Origin of the sequence: Okeania sp. SIO3I5 (genome assembly GCF_010672085.1) — a bacterium.
Classification (GTDB): Bacteria; Cyanobacteriota; Cyanobacteriia; order Cyanobacteriales; family Microcoleaceae; genus Trichodesmium.
In genome coordinates, this window is the sequence record NZ_JAAHHT010000280.1 from 1 (window position 1) to 11378 (window position 11378).

The 11378-nt window shown below is 34.7% G+C and carries 9 protein-coding genes and 1 pseudogene; 1 reads left to right on the top strand and 9 read right to left on the bottom strand.

Annotated elements, in window-relative coordinates; translation table 11 throughout:
* Positions 1 to 652: 652 nt before the first annotated feature.
* The 3 genes from F6K40_RS34920 to rsmH all read right to left on the bottom strand — a co-directional run bounded on the left by F6K40_RS34920 (position 653) and on the right by rsmH (position 4062).
* Positions 653 to 1078: an ATP-binding protein gene (locus tag F6K40_RS34920; RefSeq protein ID WP_293143152.1), complete on the bottom strand. Its 426-nt coding sequence runs from the start codon at positions 1076 to 1078 to the stop codon at positions 653 to 655.
* A 4-nt stretch (positions 1079 to 1082) separates the two neighbouring features.
* Positions 1083 to 2729 carry a SpoIIE family protein phosphatase gene (locus F6K40_RS34925; RefSeq protein WP_293143155.1) on the bottom strand — a complete coding sequence of 549 codons (1647 nt, stop codon included), beginning with the start codon at positions 2727 to 2729 and terminating at the stop codon, positions 1083 to 1085.
* Between the two features lie 481 nt (positions 2730 to 3210).
* On the bottom strand, positions 3211 to 4062 hold the full coding sequence (rsmH, locus tag F6K40_RS34930) for a 16S rRNA (cytosine(1402)-N(4))-methyltransferase RsmH (RefSeq protein ID WP_293143158.1): 852 nt from the start codon (positions 4060 to 4062) through the stop codon (positions 3211 to 3213).
* A gap of 1077 nt (positions 4063 to 5139) precedes the next feature.
* Between rsmH and F6K40_RS34935 the strand changes: the two genes are divergently transcribed.
* A complete protein-coding gene (locus F6K40_RS34935) occupies positions 5140 to 6324 on the top strand; it encodes an NAD(P)H-quinone oxidoreductase subunit H (RefSeq protein ID WP_293143161.1) in 1185 nt (394 codons plus the stop codon).
* A 460-nt stretch (positions 6325 to 6784) separates the two neighbouring features.
* On the opposite strand, the gene F6K40_RS34940 is transcribed toward F6K40_RS34935, so the two are convergent.
* The 6 genes and pseudogenes from F6K40_RS34940 to F6K40_RS34965 form a co-directional block, all read right to left on the bottom strand.
* Positions 6785 to 7003 (bottom strand): phospholipase D-like domain-containing protein, encoded by a 219-nt coding sequence (locus tag F6K40_RS34940; RefSeq protein ID WP_293143164.1) that lies wholly within the window; start codon positions 7001 to 7003, stop codon positions 6785 to 6787.
* A gap of 13 nt (positions 7004 to 7016) precedes the next feature.
* Positions 7017 to 7373 carry a hypothetical protein gene (locus tag F6K40_RS34945; protein ID WP_293143167.1) on the bottom strand — a complete coding sequence of 119 codons (357 nt, stop codon included), beginning with the start codon at positions 7371 to 7373 and terminating at the stop codon, positions 7017 to 7019.
* A 74-nt stretch (positions 7374 to 7447) separates the two neighbouring features.
* On the bottom strand, positions 7448 to 8161 hold the full coding sequence (locus F6K40_RS34950) for a S1 family peptidase (RefSeq protein ID WP_293143170.1): 714 nt from the start codon (positions 8159 to 8161) through the stop codon (positions 7448 to 7450).
* A 30-nt stretch (positions 8162 to 8191) separates the two neighbouring features.
* Positions 8192 to 8533, bottom strand: a complete 342-nt coding sequence (locus tag F6K40_RS34955) for an effector-associated domain EAD1-containing protein (RefSeq protein ID WP_293143173.1) — start codon at positions 8531 to 8533, stop codon at positions 8192 to 8194.
* A gap of 281 nt (positions 8534 to 8814) precedes the next feature.
* Positions 8815 to 9720: pseudogene (locus F6K40_RS34960) on the bottom strand (DNA cytosine methyltransferase); the annotation flags it as partial.
* A 121-nt stretch (positions 9721 to 9841) separates the two neighbouring features.
* Positions 9842 to 10126, bottom strand: a complete 285-nt coding sequence (locus tag F6K40_RS34965) for a DNA cytosine methyltransferase (protein WP_293143176.1) — start codon at positions 10124 to 10126, stop codon at positions 9842 to 9844.
* Positions 10127 to 11378: the final 1252 nt, after the last annotated feature.

Sequence of the window (11378 nt, forward strand, 5' to 3'; positions counted from 1 at the left end):
TTATATAGAATCCGGTTATATAGTATATGTTCATTATTAAATCGGACAATCGGACCATCTCCCCCAACAATACACTCTTGTATTCAACCGGATTTGATATTACTCCTTACTCCTTACTCCTTACTCCTTACTCATTACTCATTACTCATTACTCATTACTCCTCAGTAATACGATAACTAATTACCCGGATTCTATATTAGGGGTGGCTTGTCTCAAGTCTCCTGAGGACTACCCAAACCCCATGCATACTTTTTCAGCAAGCCCTATTTAGTCTCTTTTGTTTTTCAGAGTGGTACAGTAATCAATAATTAATATAATAATTACCTCTCCCTTGTAAGGAGAGGTTTAAGTAATATGAAAAATTTTTCTTTTCTTTTGGTTTATTGGATATGGCGAGCGCGTAATGTTATGGAGGGAAGGAAAACCTCGCCATCCATCAACCGCTTTTTCCCCTTAATGCAGGATATGCTTTCTATCTGAAATTATTTAACTATTAATTCTTCAGTAAAAGCCCATTCAAAGTCGCCCTACCTAAACCTTAAGGTTGTTTCCTTTTTAAGTATGAGTAAACCTACCCAAGTCATTTACATCCAGCCCTTTCAACGGCTATTTTCCCACTTAAAGGAAATTTTTAATGATCGGGTAAATGTCCTATTGCACTTTTTCTGGTATATTTGCTTCCAACTTTAGACAGTTTCTACCATCTATTTGCAAACTATAGTCTACATGATCCATTAGTCTATTCATAATTAACCATCCATAACCACTTTCTTGTTTGGCCTCTGGTGTGGGTGGGTTATAATCTTCTGTATGATAGCCTTGACCATAGTCCCAAATTTCCAAAGCCAGATCGCGATCTTGAATTTCTAAGCGTATTAGCACTGGTAAGTGGGGCTGGTCTTTATGAGCATGACGAATCACGTTGGAATAAGCTTCCGCCAGTACCAAGCGCAAACGGTTGGATTGACGAGGCCAATCAATATGTTCTCCTAGCTCTACTTCTAAACTGCTTAATAACCAATGTTCGACAATAGTTAAAAAACTTAGGTTGCTTGGCACCTGAAGCTCAGTTTTCATAAATTCACAGAACCTCCAGAGATAGTATAGTTTGGTCATCTTCCTGAACTTGATTATCAGCTCGGATATAAGCCAATAAGCTATTTAGATCTAGTTGGTTTTTATGCTCCTGTAGGAGTTCCCATAAACCTTCTTGTTGCAGCATTACACGAGTACCATCTTGAACTACTGTAGCTTCAGTGATGCCATCACTTGTGAGTAGGAATACATCTCCTGAATCTAAGTCTATAGTACCTGCTTTGCCTTTCCATATTGGCAATATTCCTATGGGAATACCACGATCTTTGAGGAAATTTGGTTCTTGCTCAGAACTGTTGTTTCCATCAGTTGGCAATGCTGTTTTAGACCAAACCAAAGGATATATATGGCCTGCATTAGCATAAGCCAATGAGCCAGTTTCTGGTGTATAACGAGCTAAGACCATTGTAATAAAGCAATTATTACTTATTAGATCGTCTGACAGACTACTGTTGAGATTTTGCATGACTTCGTATGGATCTGGAGGATTTTCTTGAGAAAGTTCTCGTCGCATCACAGAAATAGCACTAGCCATGAATAATGCAGCAGGTACTCCCTTACCAGAAACATCTCCCAATGCTAACCAGATTTCCCCTTGAGGGTGAGTATATACTTCAAAAAAATCACCTCCTACTTCTCGGGCTGGATAGCAACAAGCCTGTATCCTGAAGTTATCAAAATCTGGCCAACTTTGACGTAATAAGTTACCTTGTATCTGACGAGCTACTTCTAGCTCACTACGCATTTTTTCGGCCAGTTCCCTGGTTCGCTGATATAGTTGAGCTTGAGATAATGCTAAGGCTCCTTGCTCTAAGACACTTTCTATCAATCCTATATCTTCAGATGACCAGAAGTTACTACTGTTTTCTTGATTAAGGGCTAAAACTGCTAGTAAATCTTGCTGGTAAATCAGAGGGACTATTAATTTGCAACTGTTTTTATTTGAACCTTCTTCAAAGTAGGTTTGACGATTTTGTACTACTTGTAATAATAGTTCTTCGGTGATGCTCAAGTTGGTCTCAGTATTTTCAGAACTTTGATAGGAAACAGGCTGAGATATTAGGCGATCGCCTTCTACTGGCCATAATATTCCTTCTGTTGCTGTAAAAGTTCGTCCTACTGTCTGAACTATTGTCGATAACATATTAGAGTAATCCAATGATTCTCTAATCGCACTCATCACCTCATTCAAAATCGACTCTCGTCTCAGAGCCAGAGTTAAAGCATTAGTTCTTTGCTTCACAACTTTGTAGGTTTCTGAAGCTTGTTGAACTACTACTTTTAGTTCTTCTGGATTCCATGGTTTTGTGATATACTTAAATACTTTACCTGAGTTAATTGCTTCTACTAAATCTTCTACATCTGTGTAGCCTGTAAGTAGAATCCTAACTGTATCTGGAAATGTCTCTAAGGTTTGGCCTAAAAACTCTGTACCATTCATTTCTGGCATTCTTTGGTCAGAGATAATCAGTGCCATTTCTCCTTCCGCTTCTAAAACGTCCATTGCAGTGAAGGCACTATCTGCTTTATATACTTTAAAGTCCTTCCGAAACGTCCTGTACAACAAATCCAGGTTGTCTGGTTCGTCATCGACTACCATCAATTTCAGTTTCTTCTTATCTCCCAGACTCATGCTATATTTTAGCTCCCAGACAAATTTTTAGATATCACACTCTCATTTTGGCCGTTAGAGTATTTTATAACAAAATATTTTTGCTTTGTCACATAATAATTAATATAGCCGTAAACTTTGATAATTTTGAGCATTACTTTTTCTTGATTATTAGCCTTATCTCACCTACTACATTTGAGTATATGTCTTGATTACATAAAATTGTCATCTTTAGGGGCGATGGATAAATTAAGACCAAACCAATTATGAAATATAACTTTCTGTCATTATCGGCTATATTACTTTTTTAACTTCTACATCTAAAGTCTAGCATTGGATTGAGCCTCCTAATACTTACTCTATCTATCGGCTCTCGATCTATGTGCTTTTTATCATATATGGATTTAATTATTTCAATCGTATCTATATTTGACCAATAGAAATACGATTTAGCAATTCAGTTTTTATGTATATTTTTCTGCAAATTTCCTAAGTGTATGATTTAGGTTAACTTTTCTGCAAATCTTAGTTTAGCAGAACGTGCCCGTGGATTGATTGATATTTCATTATCTTGAGGCTGGATGGGTTTTTTTGTCAATACCTTTAAAGTAGATGAGTCTCTCAGGCCATGTTTGACCAAACGATCCTCTAAACTATGAAAGCTAATAATTCCGATTCTACCTCCGATTTTTAGCCAGTTAGGAGCATTCTTGAGGAAGGTTTCTAGGCTTGTAAGTTCCTGATTTACTTCTATTCTGATAGCTTGAAAAACACGAGTAGCTGGATGTATTCTACCGTAACGGTATTTACGAGGGACACAGTGGGCGATCGCCTCGGCCAATTCGGTTGTTGTTTTAAAAGGACGACTTTCTACTATTCTTCTGGCAATGCGCCGGGACAGACGTTCTTCTCCATAAGTATAAAAAATATTTGCCAACTTGGCTTCTTCCCAATGATTAATGATTTGGGCTGCTGTTATAGTTTGTTGCTGGTTCATCCGCATATCTAATTTACCTTGATGTTTGAAACTAAAACCTCGTTCTGGGGTATCTAACTGTACGGAATTTATACCTAGGTCGGCTATTATACCATCAAATTCGGGATTTTTCGGCTCGTAATTAGCAAAATTGCCATGCCAAAATTGGATGTTAGAACGATAAGAGGCCAGTGAGATTTGAGAAGAAGCGATCGCTTGTTCATCCTGATCGATAGCTACTACTCTAACGTTTGGGGCAGCAGCTAGAATTAACTGAGTATGGCCACCAAATCCCAATGTTGCATCTAAGTAGAGACCTCCTGGACGAATTGCTAAACCGGAAATTAACTCACTACTTAAAACTGGTACATGGTTCATTAAGTCAAAAGTTTAATATTATAGCAGGGAACAGGGAACACTTAACTGGGAACAGTTGGGAAAGTGTTTCCTAGTCTAAGATTCATCATCAGTCTATGTCCTAATCGCCCTGGCTGTTGCTATATATTTAAAATTCTGGCAAAATTCAAAGTCACAAGACTGACGTATTTTTGAGGGATAAACACTACATATCCATAACGTTATAGTTTTTGAACGCTATATATAGTGTTTTTGTGGAATTCCTAAGTCAAAAATTTTGTGTATATTGTTCTCTAAAATTTCTGAGCAACTCACCTCTCACTATTTGGGGACTTGAGAAAGAAAAGGACTGACGTATTTTTGAGGGATAAACACTACATATCTGCAACGTTATAGTTTTTGAACGCTATATATAGTGTTTTTGTGGAATTCCTAAGTCAAAAATTTTGTGTATATTGTTCTTTAAAATTTCTGAGCAACTCACCTCTCACTATTTGGGGAATTGAGAAAGAAAAGGACTGACATATTTTTGAGGGATAAACACTACATATCTGCAACGTTATAGTTTTTGAACTCTATATATGGTGTTTTTGTGGAATTCCTAAGTCAAAAATTTTGTGTATATTGTTCTCTAAAATTTCTGAGCAACTCACCTCTCACTATTTGGGGAATTGAGAAAGAAAAGGACTGACATATTTTTGAGGGATAAACACTACATATCTGCAACGTTATAGTTTTTGAACTCTATATATGGTGTTTTTGTGGAATTCCTAAGTCAAAAATTTTGTGTATATTGTTCTCTAAAATTTCTGAGCAACTCACCTCTCACTATTTGGGGAATTGAGAAAGAAAAGGACTGACACATTTTTGAGTAATAAACGCTACATATTTGCAACGTTATAGTTCTTGAACTCTATAATATAGTGTTTTTGTGGAATTCCTAAAGAATTTTATCAATCGTATCTGGTTCCACTAACTTGCTCTCTCTATAATTGTTTAAGTCTACGCCACAAAACATAATAACATTTAGCCTAAAAAAACTAAGGCCAAAATGATTGGGCATAAACATCAAACATCACTCATAGGAAAATAACCAAGATGAGCCAAATTCAAACTAGAACCGAACCCATGGTCATTAACATGGGGCCTCATCATCCCTCAATGCACGGGGTGTTAAGGTTAATTGTCACATTAGATGGAGAGGATGTAGTTGACTGTGAACCTGTGATTGGTTACTTACACAGGGGCATGGAAAAGATTGCCGAGAACCGCACTAATACAATGTTTGTCCCTTACGTTAGTCGTTGGGATTATGCTGCGGGAATGTTTAATGAGGCCATAACAGTAAATGCTCCGGAACAGTTGGCCGATATTGCAGTTCCAAAAAGGGCGAGTTATATCCGGGTAATTATGCTGGAACTAAACCGGATTGCTAATCACTTGTTATGGCTTGGCCCATTCTTGGCGGATGTGGGTGCGCAAACACCATTTTTCTATATTTTCCGGGAACGGGAAATGATTTATGACTTATGGGAAGCTGCCACGGGTTATCGGATGGTGAATAATAATTATTTCCGTATTGGTGGGGTAGCTGCTGATTTGCCTTACGGTTGGGTGGATAAGTGTGAGGATTTTTGTGGTTATTTCTTGCCGAAGGTTGACGAGTATGAGCGTCTGATTACTAATAACCCAATTTTCCGTCGCCGAATTATGGGATTAGGTGTCATTAGTCGGGAAGAGGCGATTAATTGGGGGCTTTCTGGCCCTATGTTGCGAGCTTCTGGGGTCAAGTGGGATTTACGGAAGGTTGACCACTATGAATGTTATGACGATTTTGATTGGGAAGTTCACTGGGAGAAAGATGGAGATTGTTTGGCGCGATATTTGGTAAGAATTAGGGAAATGCGGGAGTCGGTTAAGATTATTCGTCAAGCTATTAAAGGACTTCCTGGTGGACCTTACGAAAATCTGGAAGCTAAACGGATAGCTGAGGGGCCTAAGTCTGAGTGGAATGGTTTTGATTACCAATTTTTAGGTAAGAAGATTGCTCCGACTTTTAAGATTCCTAAAGGTGAGCATTATGTTCGGATTGAAAGTGGCAAGGGTGAGATTGGGATTTATATTATTGGTGATGATAATATGTTTCCTTGGCGTTTTAAGATTCGGGCGGCAGATTTTGTGAATTTACAGATTTTTCCTCATATTTTGCAGGGTGCAAAAGTGGCGGATCTTGTGGCTATTTTGGGTAGCATTGACATTATTATGGGGTCTGTGGATAGATAGTTCAGCAATTAATAATTAATAATTAATAATTAATAATTACCTCTCCCTTTTAGGGAGAGGTAAGACCTAGAAAGAAAAAAATAAATTTTTTCTCCTTTATTGGGGAAGCTTTAAAGGTGAATTATTTAATTAATAATTATTAATTATTGGGTAAAGTTAAAAGTTAAAAGTAGGAAAATGTAATGAAAAGCCAAAACTCAGAAAGATTTATTCATATTCTTTTTTTGGCTTTTTTGTTTTTTTGTGGGAGAGGGAGGAGCGATCGCTTATCTGAAGATTGCTGAATATTTTGAATTAGTATATTTAGAGTTTTTTCTGACTTGGAGCGCAGGGATAATGTCTACCTACATTGTTATTAGTTAAAATTCTAAGTAGTAATCTGAATCTGATAATTTATAGATCCGAATGTAGTCTTTGCCATATTCTTCTAATGTTTGACTTGTGACTGGTTGAAATAGTTCTAAAACTCCTTTTTTTGTAGTTTTCCTTTAATCCAATGACCTAAAATTTTTAAGTCATCTCTTGACCTCAAATTTTTATAATAATCACCTTGAGTTCGACAGGGAAATACTAAGTTATCATCAGTGTAGGCAACAAAATCTCCTTGAGGATAAATAGGATTTTTAGTTGTAGCTATATCTACAATAATTTCTACTTCATACCAGTCTCTAGGAATCACAATTCCTGTTTTTCTATTCCATCTTCTCTTTGCCAAAAAAAGCATTTAAGTTAGAACGTTGTTGGTTATCAACTCTAGCTAAAGATATATCTAAATAAGGAAAGGTAGAATTAATAACTGGTTTTGTTTTTGCTTTCTGAAAAGAAACTTTTTTGCGGTTTTCTTTGACTGATTCAATAATTAGAAATGATTCACATTTAGCAAAATTAACAGATATATTATCAGTTAGTAACCAATTAAGATAAGTCTCTGTTTGATTAATTGTAGTAGTATCATTAATTTGACAGGTAAATTCTAAATTACCAAACAATCCTCTTTGAGAAAAATTTGAAGAATCTGCAAAATCAAGTAATTCATTTTGACAGAGCAAAGGTTTAACTGAAGAAGAAAAGAGACAGACTTTGAAACGTTTAAGTATGCCTCCAATAAGATCAATTTAAGAAGTTAAATATTTTCAAGAGGTATTTTCGGCCAAATTTTCCTTAAAGCTGCTATAGATATTGCTGTTCCTTGCTCTCCATTTTTGTCTTCCATATTAGTAGTTACGCCTAAAACTAAACCTGTTTCTGAGTCAATAACAGGTGAACCACTGTAGCCTTTTTGTAGTCGTCCTTCTTGTATTTGTAATTTCCAAAAAGTTACTTTTTCTCCAGATTGAATTACCTTGATTTTTTTAGACATTTCTATTATACCTTCGACTGGCTGAAACAATATTTTTTTCTCTTCACCGTAAAGATAATTACCCCAGATTTTAATGTTTAAATCTTTTTCTATTTGTGAAGAGAAAATAGTTAATTTTAACAAAGGAATATGGTCAAGTTTTCTTACTTGCAAAACTGCTAAATCAAAACCTCTTATATCTCCTATTGCTACAATTTCTGCAAGAATATTATTCACTAATACATTATTTTTACCACCCATATCTTCAACAACATGAGCGCAGGTAAGTAAATAAGTAATATCTTCTTCTCGATGGAAAGCAAATCCAGTACCAATTACATTTGCTTTTTTATCATAAGAACTGGTAATCAAAACAATAGATTCTTCAGATGCTTCAAAAGCTATCTTTTCTTGCCATTGTTTAATCCTATTTTTGCATGATTCATTTACAGATTTGGTTTTAGTTAATCGCTCAGTAAATTCGAGAGTTATTTTCAAGATTTCATAATCAATAAAACCTGAAAAAGTTTATTCTAAAATATCTACTAATGCGTTCTTTTGTTTCTCAGAAATAATGGATTGCTTGACAGGAAAATACTTTGGGAAGATAGTTTTATAGAAATATTGTAACTTTTGATTATGAGGATTTTCCTTATAAGCTCCTTCAATCAACCACCGTAGTTTGTTTTCTGCTTCTGCCCAATTTGATAGATTAAAAACAACTTGATTAAGTGTACTTTTATCCGCAATTTCTTCTAGATTTTCATCTAATTGAAATCTGACCATTCTCTTCAATGCGTTATAGTGTCTAAAGGCACTAATCAATGCTTCATCTAATATTTCTCTATCCTTACCAGATAGTCGAGCCATAATATTACTCCTTAATGGTTAAATTGATAGTAGTAAGCAAGTAATGATTTTCACACTTTATACCAAATCCGGTTATGAAAAACTCTTTTATCTCCTGCCTCTAGTATAAGTGCTTTATCCTTCTAATAAACCTCCTATTTAAACCGGATTTAGTATTACTTATGAAAAAGAAATAGGTTTACTAAATAATATACTTACATTTTTAGGGATGCCATAAAATTTATTAATTTACTAACAACCATTATGATTAGTATAAATAGCCATAAAATTAATTTCAAAAACTAGAGTAAACTTAACTGTATTGGTTGTTCATGTAGTTCTGATTCTGCTAATTTTAATCTTTCTTTGATTGACATAGCTTGTAAATGTTTACTAAGACTATATAAATCTATTTTCTGATAATCATTTTTGAATAGTGGAATTAAAGATTCAACAATAGAAACAATTCCATCTGGAGGTACTGCATTACCAATTTGTCGCCTAATTTCAGTAAAAGAACCTTCAAAAATAAAATCATCAGGAAATGTTTGTAATCTTGCTCTTTCTCTATTTGTTAAAGAGCTTGGTTCGGGATAATGATAACCCCATGTTCCTCCACCTCCACCAGCAATAATTGTTGCAGCAGGTTTGTCTGGATGAATGCATCGATAAACGTGACTAATCATTCCTTTTACATAGTAGGGACTATCTTTAGGAATGTCTGTAAAATTTCCTCCTGCTTTTATTCTTTTCAATATTTCAATTGTCCGAGGTTGAATTTTTTGATGTTCATTATTGTAAGGAATTTTTTCGACATTTTTAAGTGCTTCACAAGCAGTTATATAGGGATATTTCTGACCAATTCCATATTCTGGTGCAGGATGAATAAAATTAAAACCTGTATCCATTCTAATCCCAACTAAAATTACTCTTTCCCTAAACTGAGGTACTCCATAATCAGCAAAATTATATAGTTTAGGTTTGACTAAATAACCAGGAGATATACTTTCAAAATCTGAGATTATTCGTTGAATTGCTTGATGTTTATTTGCACTTAATAAACCTTTGACATTTTCTGCTATGAATGCCTTGGGTTGTTTCCTTTTAACAAAGTCTAAAAAGTAGGTATATAAGTTGCCTCTAGTACCTTCTAAACCTGGGCGTTTTCAAATCATTGAAAAATCTTGACAAGGGAAACCTCCTGTCATTTCAGTTATCAGTTATCAGTTATCAGTTATCAGTTATCAGTGAACCTCCGACTGAAGTCGGAGGCTTGAAATACTGAATTAAATATTTTTTTCATCCCCTTAAAAAGGGAGGCTTTAGACCTCATTTTTGGGTAATTAAATCTGCTTCTGGAACTTGAGAAATATTTATGTTTTCTATTTGATTATTCTCGATAATATTAGAAATATTTCTCTCAAAAGTTTTGCAGGCATAAAAATTAGAATCAATTGCCCAAACCAAATTAAATCCTGCATAGTGAAATGGTAAATCCATTCCTCCACAAGCTGAAAATAAAGATATGATTTTTGGTGCTTGATTCCAATGTATATTTTTTAAACGTTCAATCAACATTTTATTCAAAAATAATATGACTACTATATTAACCAATCTAAATTAGAGTTTAATTTCCTGATATGTAAGCATTCAGCTATTAGGTTTCAGCTATCAGTTTTTAAACATACAGGACTTACTACGGTTAGCTGATGACCAATTTTATTCTTATGTCACTTTTTAGAGACTAATCTCTCTTTCGATCTGATTAATTATAGCAATCCTAAATAGGTTGTAAGATTTTATCGTAGGGGTGTGATCTCCAAATCCTTAGAGCTTGGGTTTGAAGACCAAATCCCTACACTTTTTTCTCACATCTCATACCAATTCCCATGCATTAATGCAAGAAGTTGCTCAAAACTTCAGTTATTAACTAATAAATCAGTAAGAGCAATGTTTTTAACAATTTGTTGCCATTAAATAAAGATATAAGATATTTTTTAACCCTACTCCCTGCTCTGTACGGATGTTGCATAAGGGCGTCCCTACTGCTCAAAGAGATGTAGCAAGAATGTATGATAAATGGTATTATTCCTGATTGCTATAGTTAATAATTCATGGGTGATAGCTGATAGCTGAAGGTTGAATTTTTACCCTGATATTAAATTATTAATTCCTCTCAAATATACAGAAAATATACTATATTTTTCCCAATTATAAACATTTATAGACAAGATTGCTAATTTAAGATATATTAATAAAGTTAAGGTAAGTATTCAGCTACTAGCTGTCAGCTTTTAGCGATAATATTTTAACTTTAAGGAGGGATTCGAAATTAATTTAGACTATAAAGTCGGCTTTTGTAGTCAGATTTAATTATGATTTAGTTAATAAAGCTTTTATCTAAAACTAAAAAATAGCTAATAGTTGTTAGCTGACGGCTAAATACTTACAAATAAAGAAAAAGATGAAGTGTTGCGACTTGCTCTTTGTTCAGGTTTATTTCTAGTTTTTGAATAGTAAGATTTTATCAAAATAATTGGGTCTAAAACTCCGCCTTTTAAGGTGAAATATTTTTGGAGAGTTGCTCAAATCCCCGTTACAAAAATAACTTCTGTACGGGCGTTAACGATAGTTATGCGAAGCAAACGGCCGTTCGCCCCTACTAACTTCTAACTTCCTTAATGTAAGGGTTTTGGTCTCCAAACCCAAGAATAAATGGGATTTAGAAACCAAATCCCTACAGTTTTCTCTCACAAATCATTTAGAATTATTCAGGACTTACGCAGGCGAATCCAGAAACCGGGTTTTTTCGTCAATATTTATTGTTAAAAACAACGATTTATCCTAAAAACCCGGTTTCTTTGCG

What these genes read in the sequence shown, in the direction of transcription:
- F6K40_RS34920 (WP_293143152.1), bottom strand. Translation starts at nt 1,078, where the DNA reads ATGAAAACTGAGCTTCAGGTGCCAAGCAACCTAAGTTTTTTAACTATT.
- F6K40_RS34925 (WP_293143155.1), bottom strand. Translation starts at nt 2,729, where the DNA reads ATGAGTCTGGGAGATAAGAAGAAACTGAAATTGATGGTAGTCGATGAC.
- rsmH (WP_293143158.1), bottom strand. Translation starts at nt 4,062, where the DNA reads ATGAACCATGTACCAGTTTTAAGTAGTGAGTTAATTTCCGGTTTAGCA.
- F6K40_RS34935 (WP_293143161.1), top strand. Translation starts at nt 5,140, where the DNA reads ATGAGCCAAATTCAAACTAGAACCGAACCCATGGTCATTAACATGGGG.
- F6K40_RS34955 (WP_293143173.1), bottom strand. Translation starts at nt 8,533, where the DNA reads ATGGCTCGACTATCTGGTAAGGATAGAGAAATATTAGATGAAGCATTG.